The sequence below is a fragment of the Hymenobacter piscis genome (genome assembly GCF_018760735.1).
Lineage (GTDB): Bacteria > Bacteroidota > Bacteroidia > Cytophagales > Hymenobacteraceae > Hymenobacter > Hymenobacter piscis.
Genome location: NZ_JAHHZN010000007.1, coordinates 106,749 through 129,331, shown reverse-complemented (window position 1 = coordinate 129,331; position 22,583 = coordinate 106,749). Strand labels below are relative to the sequence as shown.

19 protein-coding genes and 1 other RNA gene are annotated in these 22,583 nt (G+C 63.1%); 8 read left to right on the top strand and 12 right to left on the bottom strand.

Features of this window, described 5'->3' with window-relative positions:
* Positions 1-192 precede the first annotated feature (192 nt).
* The gene (locus KLP40_RS09705) at positions 193-714 is read left to right on the top strand and encodes a DinB family protein (protein WP_215593582.1); all 522 of its coding nucleotides are present in this window, start codon (positions 193-195) and stop codon (positions 712-714) included.
* A gap of 10 nt (positions 715-724) precedes the next feature.
* On the opposite strand, the gene KLP40_RS09700 is transcribed toward KLP40_RS09705, so the two are convergent.
* Both KLP40_RS09700 and KLP40_RS09695 read right to left on the bottom strand, forming a co-directional pair.
* Positions 725-1,654 (bottom strand): glycoside hydrolase family 16 protein, encoded by a 930-nt coding sequence (locus KLP40_RS09700; protein WP_215593581.1) that lies wholly within the window; start codon positions 1,652-1,654, stop codon positions 725-727.
* A 30-nt stretch (positions 1,655-1,684) separates the two neighbouring features.
* On the bottom strand, positions 1,685-1,981 hold the full coding sequence (locus tag KLP40_RS09695; RefSeq protein ID WP_215593580.1) for a DUF202 domain-containing protein: 297 nt from the start codon (positions 1,979-1,981) through the stop codon (positions 1,685-1,687).
* 174 nt (positions 1,982-2,155) lie between these two features.
* On the opposite strand from KLP40_RS09695, the gene KLP40_RS09690 reads away from it, so the two are divergent.
* On the top strand, positions 2,156-3,232 hold the full coding sequence (locus KLP40_RS09690; protein WP_215593579.1) for a mechanosensitive ion channel family protein: 1,077 nt from the start codon (positions 2,156-2,158) through the stop codon (positions 3,230-3,232).
* Here the strand turns inward: KLP40_RS09690 and KLP40_RS09685 are convergent.
* On the bottom strand, positions 3,229-3,666 hold the full coding sequence (locus KLP40_RS09685) for a hypothetical protein (RefSeq protein WP_215593578.1): 438 nt from the start codon (positions 3,664-3,666) through the stop codon (positions 3,229-3,231). The genes KLP40_RS09690 and KLP40_RS09685 overlap by 4 nt on opposite strands.
* A 171-nt stretch (positions 3,667-3,837) precedes the next feature.
* Here KLP40_RS09685 and KLP40_RS09680 point away from each other — a divergent pair, with 171 nt between their 5' ends.
* Positions 3,838-4,542 carry a hypothetical protein gene (locus tag KLP40_RS09680; protein ID WP_215593577.1) on the top strand — a complete coding sequence of 235 codons (705 nt, stop codon included), beginning with the start codon at positions 3,838-3,840 and terminating at the stop codon, positions 4,540-4,542.
* 281 nt (positions 4,543-4,823) lie between these two features.
* Here the strand turns inward: KLP40_RS09680 and KLP40_RS09675 are convergent, their stop codons facing one another.
* The 4 genes from KLP40_RS09675 to dnaX all read right to left on the bottom strand — a co-directional run bounded on the left by KLP40_RS09675 (position 4,824) and on the right by dnaX (position 12,588).
* Positions 4,824-5,354: an REP-associated tyrosine transposase gene (locus KLP40_RS09675; protein ID WP_215593576.1), complete on the bottom strand. Its 531-nt coding sequence runs from the start codon at positions 5,352-5,354 to the stop codon at positions 4,824-4,826.
* Between the two features lie 497 nt (positions 5,355-5,851).
* Positions 5,852-7,114, bottom strand: a complete 1,263-nt coding sequence (gene icd, locus KLP40_RS09670) for an NADP-dependent isocitrate dehydrogenase (RefSeq protein ID WP_215593575.1) — start codon at positions 7,112-7,114, stop codon at positions 5,852-5,854.
* 155 nt (positions 7,115-7,269) lie between these two features.
* Positions 7,270-10,236: a M16 family metallopeptidase gene (locus KLP40_RS09665; RefSeq protein ID WP_317196764.1), complete on the bottom strand. Its 2,967-nt coding sequence runs from the start codon at positions 10,234-10,236 to the stop codon at positions 7,270-7,272.
* Between the two features lie 198 nt (positions 10,237-10,434).
* Positions 10,435-12,588, bottom strand: coding sequence for a DNA polymerase III subunit gamma/tau (gene dnaX, locus KLP40_RS09660; protein ID WP_215593574.1), 2,154 nt, complete (start codon positions 12,586-12,588; stop codon positions 10,435-10,437).
* A gap of 179 nt (positions 12,589-12,767) precedes the next feature.
* Here dnaX and ssrA point away from each other — a divergent pair.
* Both ssrA and KLP40_RS09650 read left to right on the top strand, forming a co-directional pair.
* Positions 12,768-13,139, top strand: a transfer-messenger RNA (tmRNA) gene (ssrA, locus tag KLP40_RS09655).
* Between the two features lie 221 nt (positions 13,140-13,360).
* The gene (locus KLP40_RS09650; RefSeq protein ID WP_215593573.1) at positions 13,361-13,732 is read left to right on the top strand and encodes a hypothetical protein; all 372 of its coding nucleotides are present in this window, start codon (positions 13,361-13,363) and stop codon (positions 13,730-13,732) included.
* Positions 13,733-13,814: 82 nt separating this feature from the next.
* On the opposite strand, the gene KLP40_RS09645 is transcribed toward KLP40_RS09650, so the two are convergent.
* The 5 genes from KLP40_RS09645 to KLP40_RS09625 form a co-directional block, all read right to left on the bottom strand.
* The gene (locus KLP40_RS09645) at positions 13,815-14,162 is read right to left on the bottom strand and encodes a hypothetical protein (RefSeq protein WP_215593572.1); all 348 of its coding nucleotides are present in this window, start codon (positions 14,160-14,162) and stop codon (positions 13,815-13,817) included.
* A 122-nt stretch (positions 14,163-14,284) separates the two neighbouring features.
* Positions 14,285-15,193: a UV DNA damage repair endonuclease UvsE gene (gene uvsE, locus KLP40_RS09640; RefSeq protein ID WP_215593571.1), complete on the bottom strand. Its 909-nt coding sequence runs from the start codon at positions 15,191-15,193 to the stop codon at positions 14,285-14,287.
* A gap of 197 nt (positions 15,194-15,390) precedes the next feature.
* On the bottom strand, positions 15,391-16,068 hold the full coding sequence (locus tag KLP40_RS09635; RefSeq protein ID WP_215593570.1) for a carboxypeptidase-like regulatory domain-containing protein: 678 nt from the start codon (positions 16,066-16,068) through the stop codon (positions 15,391-15,393).
* A gap of 173 nt (positions 16,069-16,241) precedes the next feature.
* A complete protein-coding gene (locus KLP40_RS09630; protein ID WP_215593569.1) occupies positions 16,242-16,886 on the bottom strand; it encodes a hypothetical protein in 645 nt (214 codons plus the stop codon).
* Positions 16,887-17,030: 144 nt separating this feature from the next.
* Positions 17,031-18,278: a metallophosphoesterase gene (locus KLP40_RS09625; protein ID WP_215593568.1), complete on the bottom strand. Its 1,248-nt coding sequence runs from the start codon at positions 18,276-18,278 to the stop codon at positions 17,031-17,033.
* Between the two features lie 113 nt (positions 18,279-18,391).
* Here KLP40_RS09625 and radC point away from each other — a divergent pair, with 113 nt between their 5' ends.
* The 3 genes from radC to pheT all read left to right on the top strand — a co-directional run bounded on the left by radC (position 18,392) and on the right by pheT (position 22,532).
* Positions 18,392-19,144, top strand: a complete 753-nt coding sequence (gene radC, locus KLP40_RS09620; protein ID WP_215593567.1) for a RadC family protein — start codon at positions 18,392-18,394, stop codon at positions 19,142-19,144.
* A 163-nt stretch (positions 19,145-19,307) separates the two neighbouring features.
* The gene (locus tag KLP40_RS21200; RefSeq protein WP_215593566.1) at positions 19,308-19,922 is read left to right on the top strand and encodes a DUF1684 domain-containing protein; all 615 of its coding nucleotides are present in this window, start codon (positions 19,308-19,310) and stop codon (positions 19,920-19,922) included.
* Positions 19,923-20,075: 153 nt separating this feature from the next.
* A complete protein-coding gene (gene pheT, locus KLP40_RS09610; protein WP_215593565.1) occupies positions 20,076-22,532 on the top strand; it encodes a phenylalanine--tRNA ligase subunit beta in 2,457 nt (818 codons plus the stop codon).
* The last annotated feature ends 51 nt before the right edge of the window (positions 22,533-22,583 follow it).

The following is a 22,583-nucleotide window of genomic DNA, read 5'->3' as shown; positions in this document are numbered from 1 at the left end:
GGGCCGCAAAGCAACCGGGCGCAGTCCCCAAGCTGGTTATGCCGGGCGCTGCCGCAGAAATTAGCGGGCTGATGGTGCGTTGCGTTGGCAACCTGGGCCCGCGAGATTCCCGGCTGCGCCCGGCCCGACGTTTTTCAGGGCCTGCGTACGCTGGCTGCCATAACCAGACCGCGCCGGGGCGGTTATGGCTGCATGACGGCACCTGCCCAACCCGAAGTCTGGCTGCGCGGCCCCCTGCCCGGGGTGCCGCCCCTGCTCCAGCCCGTAGCCCACGCCCTGCTCCAGGCCCGCGAGGAGCTTGAGGCGGCCCTGCACGGCTTCCCCGATGATTTACTGGCCGTCCGCCCGGCCGGGGTGGCCTCCGTGGGCTTTCACCTGCGCCACCTCAGCGGCGTCCTCGACCGGATGCAGACCTACGCCCGCTCCGAGCCCCTCAGCCCCGCGCAGTTTGCCTACCTGGCCGCCGAAACGGAAGGCCCCGGGCCCGGTCAAACCACCCGCCAGCTGGTGGCCGCCTTTTCCGATGCCGTGGAAAGCATGCTGGCGTTGCTGGGTACGCTGCCCGAAAGCAATCTGCCCGAGTTCCGGCCGGTGGGGCGTCAGGCCCTGCCCAGCACCGTGCTGGGTTTGCTGGTACACGCCGCCGAGCACACCACCCGGCACGTAGGCCAGCTGCTGGTTACGGCCCGGGTGGCGCGGGCGGGGCTGCAGTAGCCGGCCGCGTTCAGCGGCCGGGGCGCGGCTTGTACACCTTGATGTAATCAACGATAAGGGTGCTGTGCCGCTGGTCCGGCGGGCCCGCCCAGGTGGTTGCCGGGGCGCCGGCCAGAACGGCCTGGTTGACGATGATATCGGCCGGGGCGGGGAAGGTGGGCAGCTCGGTGGCGGGAATGGTGCGCAGCAGGCGTCCGTCCAGGTAGAAGCTGACGGCCTGCGCTGTCCAGCTGACGGTGTAGGTGTGGAAGGCCGCCGCCAGATCGGCCCCGCCCCGGGCCTGAAACTCGGCCTGCCGGGAACGGGCGGGGCCGTTGCTGGGATTCCAGTGCAGGTTGTTGGAAAAGCTCCGGTGGTCGAGGCTTTCCAGCACATCAATTTCGGTGGGGCCGTTGAAGAGCCAGAAGGCGGGCCAGGTGCCCGCCCCGGCGCCCAGCCGGCAGCGAATCTCGAACAAGCCGTACTGCACGCCCCGGTTGCCGGGCCAGCGGGCCGTATCGCCCCACTCCCGGCGGGGCTGATAATCAGATTTCAGGCTCAGCCACCCCGACTCAAAGTGCAGCACCTTCACCGTATCGCGTCCGCCGTAGGAATAGCGGTAAAGCAGGGGTTCGGGCAGCGGGCGGGCAATCAAATGAAGCGTACCCTCGTGCAGCTCCGCGGCGTGCGGATCGTAGTATTCGTCTTCGCCCGCATTGTTGACGAGGGTGCGGTAGGTATCGGGGGTAAATTTCCAGGGCGAGCGGGCCTGCATGTCGGCCACGTCGCGGTAGGTATCGAAATCTTCCAGCCACACCAGCTGCCAGTCGCGGTAGCGCAGGCGCTGCTGGGCCCGGGCCGGCTCGGACAGGGCTGCCAGGGTCAGCAGCAGCAGCGGCAGCCAGGGCCATCGGGCCGGTCGTTGAGAGAAGCGAAATACAGCAAGGTACAGCCAGCGCATATTGAAAGGAAAATAAGCTAACGGCCCCACTCAGACGCGCCGGCCGGCTGCCTGTACGTGGCCATCGATGTGGCGGTGCTTGTGGCGGTAGCGCAGCCAGCCGGCCAGCATCAGGCTGATGCCCAGGGGTACGAATAATACCCCAACCCACACGTAAATATGTTTCTGAAAGAAGTTGATCAGCGAGAAGCCGGCAATAATCAGCGTCATGCCGGTGCGCAGATAGGCCAGCAGGGTGCGCTCATTGGCCAGGCGGGTGCGTTCCAGCGCCAGCAGGTCGCGCAAGTCCAGGGGCGTGCCGGCAGGTAAGATAGAGGGAGTTGCCATGGGGCCTTCCTACGTAACGGCGGGCGGCAGGTAGGTGTCAATGCGGGTAATTGGGCACAGAAAACGGTTCCGGGCCGGGTCAGGCGGCCCGCTCACAACTTCCGATGGGGGAATTACGTGTTGCGGATGCCGGCGGCTCCGGTCGAGCTGCCTTTTTACCTTCTTTCTCTTGCTATGGACTTTTCTATTGCCCTGCAAAAGCTCAACACCATGGGCCGCAGCTTCATGGCCGTGCTGCCCAACCTGCTGATCGGGCTGGTTGTACTCGTGATTTTTCTGTTTGTAGCCCGGGGCGTGCGCTCTCTGGTGCAGCGCCTGACGGCCAGCCGCCACCAGAGTCAGAGCCTGACGCTGCTGCTTAGCCGCCTGGCCTACGTGCTGGTGCTGATTCTGGGTATTCTGATCATGTTTACCATCATGATTCCGAGCTTTACGCCCACCAGCCTGCTAAGCGCCCTGGGCGTGGGGGGCGTGGCCATCGGGTTCGCGTTCAAGGACATCTTTCAGAACTTCCTGGCCGGGGTGCTGCTGCTGCTTACGGAGCCGTTCCGCATCAACGACCAGATCAAGTACAAGGACTTTGAGGGCACGGTGGAAACCATCCAGACCCGGGCGACCACCATCCGGACCTACGATGGCCGGCGGGTGGTGATTCCCAACGCCGAGCTGTTTGTGAATGCCGTGACCGTGAATACGGCCTACGACAAGCGCCGTTTGCAGTACGATGTGGGCATTGGCTACGGCGACGATATTGCCCAGGCCCGCCAGCTTATTCTGGAAGCCATCCGGGAGGTGCCCGGCATTCTGCCTGATCCGGCACCGGAGGCGCTGGTGGTGGAGCTGGCTGGCAGCAGCGTGAACCTGCGGGCCCGCTGGTGGATTAACCCGCCCCGGCGGGCCGATTTCATGGATTCCCAGGACGCAGTGCTGGAGGCCATCAAGAACAAGCTGAGCGCCGCCGGTATCGACCTGCCCTTTCCCACTCAACAGATCCTCTTCCACGACCAGACGGAGGAAACCGACGGCAACCGCCAGACCCAGCGTGAAGGCTGGCCCGCCGGCCCGGGCAACGTGCCCTCGTCCCGCGCGCAGGTGCAGCAAGAGCAGCGGCAGCAGCAGTCCGAGCAAGACCAGCAACGCCAGCTAACCAGTCCGCAGCCTACCGCGCCGCGCCAGCTTCCCGAAACAACCGGACACGCAGCTGCCCCGGATAACCGGGCCGCCTCAGACGAGCTCCGCCCAACTGCCTAGGCGCTGCCGACACGTAAGCGCACCGGGATTTCGCCAAAGCGAAATCCCGGTGCCCGGGCGCAGGCCGACACAATGGCTGCCCCGGAATAAGCCAGGCGCGGGGAAAAACAAAGCCGTTGCCAAAGAAGGTGAACGTGCTTTCCAAGCCTGCGGAAGTCCATTCCGGACATGCAAAAACTCGTTCCGGGCATGTGGAAAATCATTCCGGGCATGTGGAAAATCATTCCGGGCATGTGGGAAATCATTCCGGACAGATGAAAACTCATTCCGGACAGATGAAAACTCATTCCGGACAGATGAAAACTCATTCCGGACAAGCAAAAACTTATTCCGGACAGACGGAAAATCATTCCGAACAGATGAAAACTCATTCCGGACACGCGAAAATTCGTTCCGGACATGCGGAAGTGCGTTCCGGACATGTAGAAACTCATTCCGGACAGGTAGAAACTCGTTCCGGACAGGCGGAAAGGTATCCGGGGATGGGTTGTAAGCAGCTATCAGGACCGAGGACGACGAGCGGGTGGCCGGGCGCTGCAGCTGTTGGGTAGCGGGCGGAATATTTTTATATTTCGTTATTCTTCAACCCTCTCATTATCTATACTATGGAACGTGTCAAACCCAATTTTTCCTGTCGGCTGGATGAGCTGGTGCCCCTGGCCCGGCTGCTGCGCGTAAGCTACCTGCGCGACCAGGCCGACTTCCGGGCCCTGTTGCCCGAGGACTACACCGCCGCCTTCCTCCAGGACTATGATGCGCGGCTGGCGGCGGCCGATGGGCTGGAGGCGACCTCCGTGCAGATTGCCCGCCGCATGGTGTTCACCGAGCGGATTAACGGCCTCTACAAGCAGCTGCCGCAGCTGCTGGATTTTCTGGCCGCCCGGGTGCGCCGCGCCACCCCGCTCACGGTGCCCGCCGACCGCTTCGGGCTGGAGCAGGCCCGCCGCGCCCGCAACCACGACGACCACGCCGGCCTGGAAGCGGCCCTCAAAACGTTGCTCCAGAACATCGAGGCCAACGCCGCCGCCCTGGCCGCCAAGGGCCAGCAGCCCCAAGACACCCAGCAACTCCAGGACATCTACGATACGCTGGTGGTCGATACCACCGCCCAGGGCAGCCAGATGAGCACCCAGAAGGGAAATACCGAGGAAAATATGATCGTCCTCAACGCCCTCTACGAGCCCATGACCCACCTCTTCAACGACGGCAAAGCCCTCTACGGCCGCTCCGACAAAGCCAAAGCCGAGGACTACACCTTCCGTCAACTAATCAAGCGCGTGCGCCGCGAACGAAAAGCCGAACCGGCGTAAGTATTTCGGTTCGTTGCAACACAAACAGGGCACCCGGTGGGTGCCCTGTTTGTGTTTTGGGGTTAGTGGTTTCTTTACCGGGCCGCTACCCCCGCACTCGCTCGGCTATGCCGAGTGAGGCCTACGCCTGAGGGGCTGTGCCCCGAATCCGTCCGCGCCACCTATGCCGCCGTGGCAGGCGCGCGCAGCACAGCTGCTTGGGCGTAGTACTCACTCGGCATAGCCGAGCGAGTGCGGCGGGAGTGCGGCGGCAAGTTCTGGTGACGCCAGGATATCAACCATTAGAGTGGCATCATCTGCAAGGGGCTGAAGTAGGAGGCACTACTCAAGGGATAATGTTCCGGAGCGGTGACGAGGCCGGCAGCAACGGGGTTGTTATGAATATAATCGGCTTTCTGTTGTATGACAGCTGGGGTCCAGAGGGCAATTGGGAAGGTGGTCTTTTGCCAGAACATGTACTGCTCGTTTTGGCGTTGCGGGCGGGCATAATGGGCGAAGAGGCGCATCATCCATTCGCGGCGGCTCTCGTGCTCGTTTTCGGCAATGGCCTTGAGCAGTTGGCGGGTGGTGTGCGCCTTCAGGTCGCGGAGCACGTCGCTGAGGTTACCCTCTGTGCGGGCGGCAATCAGGTGGATATGACTACTCATCACCACGTAGGCATAAAGTTCAAGCCCTTTATGCTGCTGGCAGTACCGGAGGCTGTCGATAATGATTTGGGTGTATTGCGGCCGGATAAATACATCTACCCAACCCACAACCGTCAGGGTCAGGAAAAACAAGCCTCCTGGATAGGTTTTGCGCAGTTCAGACATCTTAAAAAGATGGTATACTAAACGACTATTCGCGGCGTCAATATGGTGCAGCCGCTCGGCTTTGCCGGGTGAGTACTATGCTCAAGCAGCTGCGCTGCGCGCGCCTGCCACGGCGGCACAGGTGGCGCAGGCGGATTCGGGGCATAGCCCCTCAGGCGTAGGCCTCACTCGGCACAGCCGAGCGAGTGCGGGGCGAGTGCAGTTCGGACATATCGAAAAGATAACACCCGCAACGAATAACTTCTACCCACTGTGCTGTCTTGTCTCTTTTGCAGTCGCTTGGCTATGCCGAGTGACGACCAAGCAGCTATGCTGCGCGCGCCTGCTCACATACTGCGCAGTTTGGTGCAGGCGGATTCGGGGCACAGCCCCTCAGGCGTAGGCCTCACTCGGCACAGCCGAGCGAGTGCCAGAGGCTCGTACAAAACAAAACCCCCACGCCGGCCTTACAGCCAACGCGGGGGTTCCGGTTGAGGTAGTTGGCGTATGCCAAGCTACTACATCCGGTTGATAATCTCGTCGCCGAACTCGGAGGTTTTCAGGAGGGTGGCGCCTTCCATCAGGCGTTCGAAGTCGTAGGTGACGCGCTTGGCGGCAATGGCGGCTTCGAGGCCTTTGTAGATGAGGTCGGCGGCTTCCTGCCAGCCCAGGTGCTCCAGCATGAGGGCCCCGGAGAGGATAACCGAGCCGGGGTTCACCTTGTCCTGGTTGGCGTACTTGGGCGCGGTGCCGTGGGTGGCCTCGAAGATGGCGTGACCGGTCACGTAGTTGATGTTGGCACCCGGCGCGATGCCGATACCGCCCACGATGGCGGCCAGCGCGTCAGAAATATAGTCGCCGTTCAGGTTGAGGGTGGCTACCACCGAGTACTCGGCGGGGCGGAGCAGAATCTGCTGGAGGAAGGCGTCGGCGATGCTGTCCTTGATGAGGATTTTGCCGCTGTCGAGGGCCAGCTTCTGCTGGGCGTCGGCCACTTCCTGGCCCTGCTTGGCCAGCACCTTGTCGTACTGGGCCCAGGTGTACACCTTGTCGCCAAACTCCTTTTCGGCCAGCTCGTAGCCCCAGGTTTTGAAGGCGCCTTCGGTGAACTTCATGATGTTGCCCTTGTGCACGATGGTCACCGACGGCTTTTTGTGCTCGATGGCGTACTCAATGGCGGCGCGCACGAGGCGCTCGGTACCTTCCTTGCTCACGGGCTTGATGCCGAAGGAGGACGTTTCGGGGAAGCGGATTTTCTTCACGCCCATCTCATCCTGGAGGAATTCCAGCATTTTCTGGGCCTGGGGCGTACCGTTCATGTACTCGATGCCGGCGTAGATATCCTCGGTATTTTCGCGGAAGATGACCATGTCGGTCAGCTCGGGGTGCTTCACGGGGGAGGGCACGCCCTCGAACCAGCGCACGGGGCGCACGCAGGCGTAGAGGTCGAGCTCCTGGCGCAGGGCCACGTTCAGGCTCCGGATGCCGCCGCCTACGGGCGTGGTCAGGGGGCCTTTGATGCCCACCAGGTAGTCGCGGAAGGCGTCCAGGGTTTCGTTGGGCAGCCAGTTGTTTACCTGCTTGAAGGCTTTCTCACCGGCCAGTACTTCTTTCCACTGCAGTTTGCGCTTGCCGTCGTACGCCTTTGCCACTGCCGCGTCGAATACGCGCACGGAAGCCGCCCAAATATCCGGACCCGTGCCGTCGCCCTCGATGAAGGGGATGATGGGTTGATCGGGCACATTCAGCTTGCCGTTTTTGATGGTGATTCTCTCTGCCATTGTCGAAAAGGTACTTAGGTACTATAGGGTTGTAGTTGAGTGGGGCCGCCCCGTCATCCTGAGCGGAGCGAAGGACCTTATCACGTTGGCTAGTCGTTGAACAACTTGTTCTGACGTGATAAGGTCCTTCGCTTCGCTCAGGATGACAGGCGGCGTCAGTACCCGAAAATCTCTTTCAGGGTAAGTTGCTGGACCTGGCCGTACTTGGCCAGCTCCTTGAAATTGAGGCGGTCCTTGGAGCCGATGACTAGGATGGTCTGGGGTTGGCCCTTCACGCGGGCCTGCTGGAACTGAAGCAGGTCCTGGAAGCTCATGTTGGCCGTTTGCTCGTACACGTCGCGGCGCAGGTCGTAGTCGAGGCCCAGGCGCTTGGCCCGCTCGTAGCTGAAGAGGATGTCGGACTTGGTGATGCGCTCGGTGGCGATGCTGTTGCGGATGGCGGCCTTGGCAATCTGGAGGTTGGCTTCGGCCGTGGGCATGTCGTTGAGCAGGGTGTTCATGCCGGCCATGGCCTCGGGCAGCTTGTCGGCCTGGGTACCGATGTAGCTCAGGTTGTAGGAGCTGCGGCCGAGCTTGTCGGCATTCGAGAAGCGCGAGGAAGCCGAGTAGGCCAGGGCCTTCGACTCGCGCAATTCCTGGAACACGATGCTGCCCATGCTGCCGCCGAAGTACTCGTTGTAGAGGCTGGTGGTGGGCACCAGGCCTTTATCAAACACGGGCCCTTTGGTCAGGAACAGGATTTCGGCCTGCACCATGTTATAATCGACCCAGTACACCTTGGGCTTGTCGAGGGGCTTCTCGGCGAAGTCCTTGCTGGCGGGCGTGGGGATGAGGGTAGCGGGCGTCTGGTGCAGCTTGTTGAGCGTGGTGGTCAGGCTGGCTTCCTGCTTGGGGCCGTAGTACAGCACCCGGTGCTGGAAGGTGGGAATCTTCTGAATAACGGCGGTGAGCTGCTCGGGCTTGAGGGCTTTGAGCTCCTTCTCGCTGAGCTGGGTGGTGAAGGGGTTCTGGGCGCCGTACTTGGCGTAGTTCACCAGGGCCTGATTCAGAATCACGCCTTTGTTGAGCTTGGCATCCTGACGGGCCTTAAGCACGCCGGCCACCATATTCTTAAGGGCAGCGGCGTCGGGCTTGGGGGCGTGCAAAAGCTGCTCGAACAGTTGCAGGGCCGGCTCCATGTTGCTGTCGAGGCCGCTCAGGCTCACGAACGTGCGGTCCTGGCCGCTGCTCACCGAAAACGAGCAGCCCAGCTTGTAGAACTCCTGCTGGAGCTCGGCGGCCGAGTACTTGCCGGTGCCCAGGTACTGCAGGTAGTCGGTGGCCAACCCGAGGCGCGGGTCGGTGTTGGTGCCCATATCGAGCACGTAGTACAGGTTGAAGAGGTTGTTTTCCTCGTTGTGGGTGTAGTACACCGGCACACCCGAGGCCAGCTTAGTCTCCTTGATGTCCTGCTGGTAATCCACGAACACCGGCTTCAGCTCGGGGTTGGGCATGGCCGTTACCTGCTTGTAGAAGTCGGAGGCCACTTCGCGGTTCACGGGCACGGGCGTAATGGCGGGCTTCACCACCTTCACCTTGTTGGGGTCTTCGCCGGTGCGCTTGTAGATGGCCGCGTAACCGGAGCCGTAGTACTGCCGGGCCACGCGCATCACGTCCTGCTTGGTGATCTTGCCGAAGTCCTCGAACTGCTGGAGGTAGTCCTTCCAGTCCTCGCGGGCCACGAAGGCCGACACGAAGGCGCCGGCGCGGGCCTCGTTGCTCTCGTAGCTTTTGGTACGCTGGAGCTGCTCGTTGTTGATGATGGCCGGAATCAGCCACTCCGGGAAGTCGCCCTGCTTTACTTTCTCCAACTGGCCCAGCAGCAGGTCGCGCACTTCTTCCAGCTTCTGGCCCTCGCGGGGCGTGGCGTAGAGGATGTGGGAGGAGTAGTCGTTGTTGAGGTCGGTGAAGGAGGCGGCCTGCAGTACCTTCTGCTGCTGGTTGAGATTAAGGTCAATCAGGCCAGCCTGGCCGTTGGTCAGGATCTTGTCGATCATGCGCAGCACCACCGCGTCGGGGGTGGCCGTGCCGGGGAAGCGGAAGCCCAGCATCACGTTCTCGGCGCTCGGGCCCACAATCTGGGTCACGACCGGGGCCGTGAGGGGGGCTTCCTGGGCGGGCGTGAAGGCCGGCACCGGCTTGGACTTCAGCTGGCCGAAGTACTTGTCGATTACCCGGATGGTCTGGTCGTAGTCCAGGTCGCCGCTCAGGGCCAGGGCCACGTTGTTGGGCACGTAGTACTTGTCGAAATACGCCTTGATTTCCGTGATGGACGGATTCTGCAGGTGCTCGATGGTCCCGATGGTGGTCTGGGTGCCGTACTCGTGCTGTTGGTAGAGCGTGCGGTTGAGGGCCTCGTACTCCTTGCTGAAGTCGTTGTCGAGGCCGCGGTTCTTTTCCTCATACACGGCTTCCAGCTCGGTGTGGAAGAGGCGGGGCACCATCTCGCCCAGCCGTTCGCTCTGAATGGCGGCCCACTTCTCGAGCTGGTTGCTCGGAATGTCCTCCTGGTACACCGTCTGCTCAACGGAAGTGTAGGCGTTGGAGCCCTTGGAGCCGATGGCGCCCATCACCTTGTCGTACTCGTTGGCCACGGCGTACTTGGCCGCCACGCCCGAGATGGAATCAATCTGGTGGTAGGTCTTGCGCCGGGCCACGGGGTCGTTGCGCTGGGCGCGGTACTGCTCGTAGAGGGCCTCAATTTTAGCCAGCTCGGGCTTTTCCTGGGCCCAGTTCTGGGTACCGAGGCGGGACGTGCCCTTGAACACCATGTGCTCGAGGTAGTGGGCCAGGCCGGTAGCGTCGTGGGGGTCATTCTTGGAGCCCGCGCGCACGGCCAGATAGGTCTGAATCCGGGGGGCGTCCTTGTAATCGGAAAGGTAGACGGTCAGGCCGTTATCGAGGGTGTAGATGCGGGCCTGGAGCGGGTCGCCTTCCACGGTCTGGTACTGGTATTCCTTCTGGGTTGGGGCAGCGGCTGCTTCGGTGGCCGGGGCAACGGAAGTAGCGGGCTTACTGGTTTGGCACTGAGTCAGACCCAGGGAGGCCAGGGCCGGAACGAGGAGCAGAAAGGGTTTTTTCACAGGAAAACCGGGACGGAAGGCAGCGCAGAGAGGAAGAAGAAACTCAAAGATAGGCGACCCCCCCGGGAATAAAAAGCCCCATCAACCCCCCGCGGCCTCCAAGTCCGAAAAAATGCTTATGAATCGCAGATGGTGCAGATGACGCAGCCGCCCCAGATTCGCTAAATCACAGATGGCACCATCAGCGCCAGCTGTGATTTAGTCGACGTCGAGGCCGAGCTTCTGCTTCATCTCGCTCAGGATCGGGTACTTCCCGATCAGATAGTCCATCTTATCGGAGGAGGTGTAGAGCTTGCGCCCGGTTTCCTGGCGCTCCACCACGCTGACCTGCACGTTGAGGCGGGGGTAGCCGGAGCGGCGGCGCAGCTCGCCCAGAAAGTCGGCCCGGAAGTCGTTGAACTGGTCTTCCTGGACCGGGTTATCCACCTGGAGCAGAATCAGGTGCTGGTCGTTGGCCTGCACGGGGCGCTTGAGGATGCTGTAGTGCATCATGCTCACGGCCTTGCGCTCCTCGGTCAGCTCCTGCCACACGCGCTGCAGCACCGCGTCGTCGATGGCGGGCAGGCCGGTGACGGGGCCGCCGGGCTCGGCTTCCACGGCCGCTTTGCCGGCGGCGTTCTGCTGGGCCAGCTGGGCCTTCATGGCATTGAGGCTACCCAGGCCGGGCAGCTTGGCGCCGAGGCCCAGGGGCTTGCCCGCCGGCGGCAGGCCGGGTTTCGGTAGGGGCGGGGGCAGGGGAGCAGCCGTAACGGCCGGCTGCCCCGGCTCGTGACCGGCTATGCTGGGCCGCCCGATTTCCACGTGGGGCACCGTGTCGCGGAGCTGGCGGGTGGTGGGCACCTGCGTAGCGGTTTCGTCCTCGATGCTGGGCGTGTCGTGCAGCTCCTCCACGCCGCTGGCCACCGGCACGATGGGCTCGGGGTCGGCGGGGGCTGCTTGGTTGTTGGTGGCTGGTTGTTGGTGGCTGGGCTGTTGGGGCGGCGCGGCCGCATACGTGGCCGGGGCTTCGGCGGTGCCGTCGGCCACGAGCTGGCCGGCGGAAGAGGGGGCAGTTGGGCTACCGGCCGGGGCGGGCGGAGTTACGCTACTTTTTTTTTTCGCCTCGCCGTTGCTGGTCGAGGCGGCGGGGGCGCTCAGGTCGCGGGCAAACTGCACGGCCCCGTTGAGGTAGGCCAGCTTCATGAGCATGAGCTCCACGTGCAGGCGCTGGTTTTTGGCCTGCTTGAATTCCCGGTCGCAGAGGCTGACCAGGTTCAGGGCCGAGAGCAGAAAGGCCAGCGGCGCGGCCTGGGCCTGCTGCACGTAGCGGCTGCGGATGTTGTCGGATACTTCCAGCAGCTGCACCGTTACGGGGTCTTTGCACACGAGCAGGCCGCGCAGGTGCTCGGCCGTGCCTACCACAAAGTTATGCAGGTCGAAGCCCTGCTGCATCACTTCTTCCAGCAGCAGCAGCGTGGCACTCAGGTTTTCGGTCAGCAGGGCATCTACCAGCCGGAAGTAGTAGTCGTAATCCAGAATGTGCAGGTTCTGGACCACGTCCTGGTAGCGCAGGTGCTGGCCCGAGAAGGTCACCATCTGGTCGAACATGCTCAGGGCATCGCGCAGGCCGCCGTCGGCCTTCTGGGCCAGCAGGTGCAGGGCGTCGTCTTCGGCCTGAATCTGCTCCTGGGTGGCCACGTAGCGCAGGTGGCTGCGCATGTCATCGACCTTGATGCGGTTAAAGTCGAAAACCTGGCAGCGCGACAGGATGGTGGGGATGATTTTGTGGCGCTCGGTGGTGGCCAGGATGAAGATGGCGTAGCTCGGCGGCTCTTCCAGCGTTTTGAGGAAGGCATTGAAGGCCGCGTTCGAGAGCATGTGCACTTCGTCGATGATGTACACCTTGAAGCGGCCCTGCTGGGGGGCGTAGCGCACCTGCTCCACCAGGCTGCGGATGTCCTCCACCGAGTTGTTGGAGGCCGCGTCCAGCTCATGCACGTTGAACGAGGCGTTTTCCTGGAAAGCCCGGCAGGAGCTGCACTTGCCGCAGGCTTCCAGCTCGAAGGGCGTGTTGTCGGGGTCGGCGGCCGTGAGCAGGACCTCGGGCACGATGTCGGGCCGGCTCTTGATCAGCTCCGAAACCGGCCGGCCCTGGCGCACGTGTTCTTCCACGAACTCGCAGTTGATGGTTTTGGCCAGAATCCGGGCGCAGGTGGTTTTGCCCACGCCCCGGGGGCCGCAAAACAGGAACGCCTGGGCCAGGTGCTGGGAGGCAATGGCGTTCTGTAGGGTGGTGGTGACGTGCTGCTGCCCCACCACGCTGCGAAACGTGGCCGGGCGGTACTTACGGGCCGAAACAACGAAATTTTCCATACGAGCTACCGGCAAAGATACCCCGAAAAGCCCGGCTTTGGAAGGCCGCCGGCGTGCCAATATGGCCGGTTGGAGCGCCGGTCGGAGGGAACATTTTCGGGGGCGCGCAACGTTTATCCGGCAGCGTGCGTACATTCGCACCCCGCTACGCTGGTGGCGGGCATCGTTCTTTCACAACTGGGGCTGACCGGAATTGACAGCTTGTGCATGTCGCGAGTAAGCGTGTCGGGAGTTGGATGGATCTCCCGTAAAAAAAGTTGTCCAAACAATAACTGGCGAGTATAGCTACGCCATGGCTGCTTAGTCTAGGTACTAAGTAAATGCCATCGTCCCGCACCCGTCATCCTGCTCACGGGTGAGTTCGGGGCGTCGTAAGAGTTAGGATAGTTCGCGGGGCACTGTGACCCACGGGCGAAACTCAAACAGATAAGGGGAAACCAAGGGCCTGATGTGCGCCTGGTTGCTCACGAAAATCCAAGCATAGATACACACGTAGAAAGCTCGACGCCTTCCTTGTCTGGACCAGAGTTCGAATCTCTGCAGCTCCACATCTGAACGATGCAGAAACCCCGCCGGCCCCCGTGGCCGGCGGGGTTTTTTTGTGCCCGCGGGCAGGACTCATACCCGCGCTACTGTTGAGTAAGGGGCTGATAAATAGGTCTTTATATATGTTAAAAATTCGGGTATTGCCCGGCGGTTGGGGCCTTGGTGCCGTATGCCGGATAGGTTCTGCCAGGTGGCAGAACCGTTGTACCGTCTTACCTGCCTGACAATGAAAACGAATTTCCTGCTGGCCGCCGCCCTTCTGCTGGGTACCGCCACGGCCGCTTCGGCCCAAACCACTCCTACCGTTACGCCCCGCAGCGGCACCCTGAATCAGTCTACCATGCCCCTGCCTAACCCGGCTAATCCCACCACCAACCCGGGTACCATTGACCAGCGCACGCCCACCCGTGGCAACCCCACGCAAACCAGCGTCGGGACCATGGACCGGACCCCGGCCGTGGACAGCCGCGTGAATCAGGATGCACGACGCCGGACCAATCGGGCCCGTACCACCACGCCCCGGCGCACTACCACCCCGGCTGCCAGGCAAACCAATCCGGCTGGTACGCAGCCTGCCCGTCCTGCCACCCAGTACTAGGCACTGGCTCCGACCGCCGGATGAAAAAAAGCCGCCCGTATGCGTACGGGCGGCTTTTTTTTGTCTATACGCGAGCCGGATGTCAGGCGGCGTCTTCCAGCTGACCGCCGGCCTTGAGCAGCAAATCGGAGAGCGTGGAAAGGCTGGAGCGCACCTCGGCGGGAGCGGTCTGCGCGGCTTCGGCCGTCTGGGTGCCCAGCATGCTCAGGGAGCGGCCGATGGAACGGGCATCGAGGCCCACGGCGCCGGCGCTTAGCAACGACTGGAGGTTGCCCAGCTCGCGGCCGATGTCCTGCAGGCGAGGCTCCCCGCTTTGCAGCAGGTGCTGCTGCCAGGTTTCGGTATTGTCCTGAGCGGCGCTGAGCGGGATGCCGGTCAGGCCGTTGCTGAGCGAGTGCGTGGTGGCGTTGAGCAGGTCGGTGAAAATCATCGGAAGGAAAGTTCGGGTAAGAAAAAGGGAAGACAAACGAAGAGGCCCGGGGCCGCAACGGTTTACGTAAAGTGGCCGCCGCCGACTATGCCGCGCCCAAAATTGGCCGCGGCGGGGGCAGCTCAGGCCGTTCCGGCCGCGGCCAGTCGGCCAGCCGTGCGCAGCAGGGTGCAGGCCCGGTGGGCGCTGGCTTCCTTGTCTTTTATTTCGAGCATAATATCGGCCTCTAGGTCTCCCAGGTCCGTCAGGAAATTCTGGAAAAGGGTTTCCTCCAGGGTCGCCGTGTGCTTGCCCTTGCGCTCCCCGGTGGCCTGGGAGCTGTAGTCCATCATCATCACCCCATCCCGGACGGGGTGCCAGGTGGCGGCGGCCAGCCGCAGCGCCTCGGCCATGGGCTCGCCGTGGTTGAGGCATTCGTGGTGGAAGTTGTCGAAGAGAACCGGGATGCCCACGGCCGCGTGCACCCGCAGACAGTCGCGGAGGCTGAACAGGCGGTCGTCGTTTTCAATCACGAGGCGGGCCTGCACGGCCGCGGGCAGCCGCTGGTAGGTGCTGATGAAGCGGCTGATGGCCAGTTCCCGGTCGTTGTAGAGGCCGCCCACGTGAATCTGAAGCTTGTGGGTGGAGTCGAGGCCCATCAAATCCAGCATCGAGCCCTGGTAGATAAGCTCCTGAATGCTGCGCTCCACAATGCCCGCGTCGGGTGAGTTGAGCACCACAAACTGGTCGGGATGGAAGGACACGCGCAGGTCGTGCTGACGGATGTAGTCGCCCACCACCCGGAATTCAGTGGCGAAGTGGGTTTGCCAGGGAAAGGTGTTGATGGGGTGGGAGCCGAAAGGCACCACGCCCGAGCCAATGCGGAAAAACAGCAGGTGGTGCTCCACGTTCCAGGCCAGAATCCGGCGCAGGCAGCGCAGGTTGTTGCCCACGGCCTGCACCAGCCGCTCGGAACTATACGAAGCCAGCCGAAAGGTGCTGGTGGCGGTGCAATCGAGGGTTTCGTTGACGCAGGGGTAGCCGATACGCATGGGAGAACTGGGTTATTGGGGAACTAAGGGACTGGGTTGGCAGGAAACTGGTCCGGCATTTTGCCTGTTCAGGCCGCCGACAACGCCGGACCCAATCAGGCCGGTCTTACCCGGGGGGCTCAACCCAATACGGGAAGGTTCGGACCGGCGTTGGCAGCAACTCTACCTCCGTCCTGGGTTTTCCTGCCCTTGGGCCCTTACTCGTAGCCCTGGTTATCCTTGAAATTGCGGTTATAGCGGCGGCGCTCCTGCAAAGCCCGCTGGGCGGCCTGGCGGGCCGCTTCCTCGGCCTGAATTTCTTCCATCTTGCGCCGCTCCTTGCCGGCCCGCGAAAACTGGTCGTAGAGCAGGCTCACGGGGCTGGCCAGGGTAGCGGTGGGCGGTTTGGGTGCCGTGGAGTCGACGGGAAACAGGGGCTTGGGCGCGGGCGGGCGCTTCACGGCGCTGGTGGGGGCGGTGCTGGGCCGCTTGATGTTGCGCAGGGCCCGGTTGATAACGGCCCGGTCGGGGCGGCCCTCGGTGATGCGCACTTCGCCCAGCAGCACGGTATCGGGCTGGAGCTTGATCTGAACGATGAGCTGGGACAGGCCCGTGTTGCCCAGCGGCAGGAACTGGGTTTTGAAGCCCACGGCCCGGAACATGAGCGTATCGGAACGCTCAGCCGCGAGGCTGAAGTCGCCCTCGGCGTTGGCTACCACCGCCAGACGGGTGCGCCGCACCGTAACGGAAGCGCCGGGAATAGGCCGCCGGGAACCCGCCTCCGACACCGAGCCCGTCACGCGGACCTGGGCCGATGCCAGGGCAGCCGGTAGGAGCAGGGGCAGCAACAGCAGCCAGAAGCGGGGACGAAGAACAAACAAACGGAACAGCAGCATCACCTGACAAACTAACACACCAGCGCCGGAGAAAGCCAGCAAAACCTGCCGGCGGGCCAACTTCATCGACGCAGTAACGCCGGAAGGAGACCAAAAGAGCCCGCACCGTTGCAGGTGCGGGCTCTCGGGCAATAGCAAATCAGCGGCCGGAATGGCCGGATGGGCGAAGCGGATTACTTGATGACGGTTTTGTCGCCTTCTTCAGGCTTCATTTTTACAGTGCCGTCGTCGGCATCCATTTTGGCTTTATTGCCTTCGGCGTCTTTGATTTTTACGTCGCCATCGGCCTGCACTTTCAGTTTGCTGCCGTCGTCGCCCTTGATTTTGGTGCCCGGCTCCAGTTCGCTGCTGGTCATGTCATCCGACGACGAGGAGCTCATCGTGTTATCGTCCATGTACCGGTCATCCATGTAATCCATGCGGCTGGCTTGGTAGGCCGAGTACTGAGTGGGGTCAGTGAAAACGGACTGCATTTCCGTGTCGGCGTTGGCGTACACGTCGCGGCGGGCAGCGGCCATGCCCATGGTATCGGTGGCGTAGCGGCTCTGCAGCTCGGCCAGGCGCTGGCCCCGGGTCACGTACACGGTCCGGACTTTGGTGCGGGTGGCGTCGTCGAACTTCATTTTCGCGGCCATATCGGCGGCAATGCGGTCGGCGCGGCTTTCGATGGCCTCGGGGGTGTAGGCGGTAGTAGCCGTGGAAGAGGTTGTGGTGGCCATTCCATCGGAGAGGGTGGCCGTTTCGGCGGTCTTGTTATCGGAGCAGGAGCCCAGCGAGAAGGCGGCCGCGGCCGAGAGGAAAAGCAGCGTCTTTTTCATAATGGTGAGAGAGTTGGAATAAAGAGGGAGGGAAAGAGAATGGCGCGTATACGGCCCTGCCGGAAAGGCGGTTGTGGGCCGCCCCCAAAAAAACCGCTACGGTGGCCCGTAGCGGTTTCAGTACAATTACGAAGGCGGCAAAAATCAGCCCCGGCGCAGCTCCAGCACGGTAATTTCGGGCAGGAACCCCACGCGGCCGTGGTAGCCGATGAAGCCCAGACCAGCATTCACGTACAGGTACTGGCGGCCGCGCTGGTAGAGGCCGGCCCACTGCTTGTACACGTACTGCACGGGGCTCCACTTCAGAAAGGAGAGGTTCACCCCGAACTGCATGCCGTGGGTATGGCCGGCCAGCATCAGGTCAATATCCTCGTACTGGTGCACCTGCCCGTCCCAATGGCTGGGGTCGTGGCTGAGCAGGATTTTGAAGGGCGCGGCGGGGTCGGCGGCGGCGTGGGTTTTGGCCAGGTTGCCGTACTGGGCAAAGCCCCGGGCACCCCAGTTCTGCACGCCCAGAATGCTGATTTTCTCGCCGTTGCGCTCCACGGTGCGGGCCTCGTCGAGCAGCAGCTGCCAGCCGATTTTGGCGTGGTTCTGCTTGAGCCGGGCCAAGTTGGCGGCCTTGGCGGCGGCCCCGCCCTCGAGGCTCCAGTCCACGTAGTCGGCGTAGTCATGGTTGCCCAGGATGGAATAGATGGGCAGCTCCGAGCGGATGCCGGCCAGCGTGCCGATGTGCTCCTCCACCTCGTGGGCGTAGTTGTTGACCAGGTCGCCGGTCATGAACACCATATCGGCCTGTTGCTTATTGATGAGGTCCACGGCCCGTTGCAGGGGCTCCTTGGAGTGAAACGAGCCGGTGTGCAGGTCCGAAATCTGGAGCACCTTGAACCCGTCGAACGAGGCCGGCAGGTTGGGGAAGCGCAGCACCACCCGCTTCACGGTGTAGTCGGTGCCGCCCTTGGCCATGCCCCAGAGCAACGACACGAAGGGTACGGCCCCGGCCAGCAAAGCGGCCTTGCTCAGAAACTCACTGCGCGAAATGGCGTTGCCCGGGCCGCTGCCCGCGGGCCGGCTGATGGCCTGCACCGCCCAGCGCCCGAAGCGCACCACGTCTTCGAGCAGCAGCGGAATCAGGACCACAATCTTGGCCGCCACCATCGCCAGCAGCACGCCCCCGAGGTAAGACCGGAAGGAGGGGTGCGCATGGCGGTTGCGCATGGCCCAGATGCCCAGGGCCCAGACGGCCACCGTCAGCGCCCAGTACAGCATGTTCACCAGGCGGCGGGTGCCGGGGGAGGAATGCTGGGTGAGCGTGCGGACGGCCTGAAAACCATACCACTCGCCGATAATGACAAAGGCGAGGAAAATAAACGGAAGCGTGCTTCTTGACATAGTACGAGGGCAAACTGGCGGCTCCGGCAGGTAGTTTGGCCGGGCTGCTGCCGCGGCAGACGCGGATACGGGGTTTTTGCTTTAAATTCCGGGGTCTACAACAACGGTGCCCCATGCAGGAGTTTGACAATCTGACGGAAAAATCCGCCGCCCCCGCTGTTCCGGTTCCCTACGCGCCGCCGGCCACCTTCGGCATCAAGAGCTGGGCCGAGGAAGACCGGCCCCGGGAGAAGCTGCTCCAGAAGGGCCGCGCCGCCCTCTCCGACGCCGAGCTGCTGGCCATCCTGCTGGGCTCGGGCACTGCCCGCCTCTCAGCCGTAGACGTGGCCAAGCTCGTGCTCAATGCCGCCCAGAATGACCTGAATTCTCTGGCCCGGTTCTCGGTGAAGGAGCTCATGAAGCAGAAGGGCATCGGCGAAGCCAAGGCCATTGCTATTGTGGCGGCCCTGGAGCTGGGCCGCCGCCGCAAGGAGGCCGCCGCCCCGGCCCGGACCACCATCACCGGTTCGCGGGATATTTACCGCCTCATGCAGCCCCACCTCCAGGATCTGCCCCACGAGGAGTTCTGGGTGGTGCTTCTGAACCGGGCCAACGTGGTAATGCGCACCGTGAGCATCAGCCGGGGCGGGGTGGCCGGCACCGTGGCCGACCCCAAGCTCATCTTCAAGGAAGCCTTGGAGCAGCTGGCCAGCAGCATCATTCTGGTGCACAACCACCCCAGCGGCAACCGCAACCCCTCGGCCGCCGATATTGCCCTCACCCGCAAGCTCAAGGACGCCGGCCTGCTGCTGGATCTGCCCGTGCTCGACCACCTCATCTTCACCGACCAAGGCTACCACAGCTTCGCCGACGAGGGCATGCTGTGAGAAGGAATTAAAAATTAAAAGGGAAGAATTGAAAATCAGACCGGCCTGCCTGCCGCATCTTTGTTGGACCGAAAGGGCGAGGGACGGGGCCTGAACGTAACGGTCTGGCTGCCCCTGCCGGCTCATTTTTAATTCTTCCCTTTTCATTTTTAATTGAAATAAAGTGCGCCTCAATCCTAAACTACTCATCGGCCTCGGGCTGCTGCTGGTGTTCGGCTACTTCCTGCAGGATCTGGTGCTGGGCCAGAGCCAGTACGCGGCCGCCCTGCGCCGCGAGCGGGCCGAGAAGAATAACGGCTTCCGCCGGCCCGAAACCTCCCCGCTCAGCGCCGACCAGCGCCAGACCTTCGACAGCCTCCGCTACTTTGCCCCCGACCGCGCCTACCGCTTCGAGGCTCAACTGGAGCACTTCTCCCGGCGCGATACCGTGGAAATGCCCCTCACCGATGGCAAAACCGATAAGTACCTGCGCTGGGGCCGGGCCAAATTTCTGCTCGACAAGCAGGAGTACCAGCTCACCCTCTTCCTGAAGGCCGATGGCCGCGACACCACCCTGTTTGCCCCCTTCACCGACCGCACCAACGGCTTTGCCACCTACGGAGGTGGCCGTTACCTCGACGCGCCCCTGCCCGCCGCCGACGATACGGAGGTCGTGCTCGATTTCAACCAGGCGTACAACCCCTACTGCGCCTACGCCGACGGCTACGCCTGCCCCGTCCCGCCCGCCGACAACCGCCTGAGCGTGGAAATCAGGGCCGGCGAGCAGAGTTACAAATAGCCGGATACCGCCAACGGCGGCCCGTTTTCTGCCGCCCAACCGAATCCGTACCTTTGTCTTCCGCTGCCAGCAGCCGGTGGCTGGTTGTCAGGGTAATCCTGGCCACCGCCCGCCGCCCGCTGGCAGCTTAAGAATCCTGACCCCTGACTCCCGATGAAAATATCCCTCGACTGGCTCCGCACCCTGATTCCTACCGATAAACCCGCCGCCGAAATCGGCCAGCTGCTCACCGGCTCGGGCCTGGAGGTGGAAGGCCTGGAGGAGCTGGAAAGCGTGCCCGGCGGCCTGCGCGGCCTCGTGCTGGGCACCGTGCTCACCCGCGAAAAGCACCCCGACGCCGACAAGCTCAGCATCACGACCGTGGACGTGGGCGACGGCACGCCCCGCCAGATTGTATGCGGGGCCCCCAACGTGGCCGCCGGCCAGCGCGTGGTGGTGGCCCTGGAAGGCGCCCTGCTCTATCCCACGGGCGGCGAGCCGTTCAAAATCAAGAAATCCAAAATCCGGGGCGCGGCCTCTGAGGGCATGATCTGCGCCGAGGACGAAATTGGCCTGGGCCAGTCGCACGACGGCATCATGGTGCTCGATACCGACCTGCCCAACGGCACGCCCGCCGCCGACTACTTCGGCCTGGGCTCCGACTCGGTGTTCGAAATCGGGCTGACCCCGAACCGGGCCGACGCGGCTTCCCACTACGGCGTGGCCCGGGAGCTGCGCGCCCTGCTGCGCCAGCCCTGCCACCTGTCCGACATCAGCGGCTTCCACGCCCCGGCTACGGCTTCAGCCAACATCAGTGTGACCCTGGAAGACGCCGCCGCGGCCCCGCGTTACGCCGGGCTGCTGCTGGAAAACGTGCAGGTAGGCCCCTCGCCCGAGTGGCTCCAGCGCCGCCTGCGCAGCATCGGCCTCGCGCCCATCAACAACGTGGTGGACGTGACTAATTTTGTGCTGCACGAGCTGGGCCAGCCCCTGCACGCCTTCGACGCCGACCAGATTACCGGCAACCAGATTCGCGTGAAGCGGGCCGCGGCCGGGGAGAAGTTCACCACCCTCGACGGGTTGGAGCGCACCCTGCGCGCCGAAGATCTGGTAATTGCCGACGCGGCCGGCACCCCCATGGCCCTGGCCGGCGTGTTCGGGGGCCAGACCTCGGGCGTGAGCGAAACCACTACCCGCGTATTCCTGGAAAGCGCCTACTTCCTGCCCGCCGTGGTGCGCAAAACCAGCCAGACCCACCAGCTGAAAACCGACGCTTCCTTCCGCTTCGAGCGCGGCACCGACCCTAACATGGTGCTCGTGGCCCTGAAGCGGGCGGCCCTGCTGCTCCAGGAAGTGGCCGGCGCCACCGTGGCCGCCCCCATTGTAGACGAGTACCCGGCTCACCTCGGCCACACCGCCGTGCGCCTGCGCCTGGCCCGCGTGGAAAAGCTCGTCGGCCAGTTCATCGCCCCCGAGCGCATCCGCCAAATCCTCACCGACCTCGATATCCTCATTTCCGAGGAGTTGACGGACGAACAACCAACAACCAACAACCAACAACCAGCAACCACCTGGATTCTGTCGGTGCCGCCGCACAAGGTGGACGTGACCCGGGAGGCCGACGTGATTGAGGAAATCCTGCGCATCTACGGCTACAACCACGTGGCTCTGCGCCCCCACAACTCGGCTACGTACCTGGCCCAATTCCCGAATCCCGACCCCGAAATCATCCGCCAGAATACGGCGCGCCTGCTCAGCGGCCAGGGTTTTTCGGAGATTATCACCAACTCCATCACCAACTCCCGCTACTTCGAGTCGGACGGCCAGCCCGACGAAACGCTGGTGCACCTGCTCAACTTCAACTCCGCCGAGCTGAACGTGATGCGCCCCTCCCTGCTGCCCAGCGGCCTGGAAGTAGTGCGCCACAACGTGAACCGCCGCCAGCGCGACCTGAAGCTCTACGAGTTCGGTAAAACCTACCGCCAGCTGCCCGGCGGCAAATTCGAGGAGCAGAACCAGCTCGTCATCTACCTCACCGGCAACGCCGCTCCCGAAACCTGGCAGCAGAAGTCCGACAAGAGCAGCTTCCACCAGCTGGCCGGGGCGGTGCAGCAGGTACTGGCTTCGCTGGGCTTTGCGGCGCCCACGTCCCAGCCGGTGCAGCACCCCTACCTGGCCGGCGGCCTCACCCTGCTGGCCCAGAACCAGCCGGTGGCCCGCCTCGGGGCGGTTTCCGGGACCCTGCTCAAGCGCCTCGACGTGAGCCAGCCGGTGTGGTACGCCGAGCTCGACTGGGACTGGCTCATGCGCAAGTACAAGAACACGCTGGTGGCCCGCGAGCTGCCCAAGTTCCCGGAAGTGCGCCGCGACCTGAGCCTGGTGGTGGACAAAACCGTGACCTTCGACCAGCTCCAGCTCATTGCCCGCCGCACCGAAAAGAAACTCCTCCAGCAGGTCAACGTGTTCGACGTGTACGAAGGCCCCAACCTGGGCGAAGGCAAAAAGTCCTATTCCGTGAGCTTCCAGCTCCAGGATCCCGCCCAAACCCTCACCGACCAGGCCATCGACGCAGTGATGAACCGGCTCATTCAGCAGTTTGAGCAGCAGGCGGGGGCCGTTATTCGGCGCTGAGTTGGTTTTTGGTTGTTGGTTTTTGGTTATTTGACAAACGGAAGGGTGTCA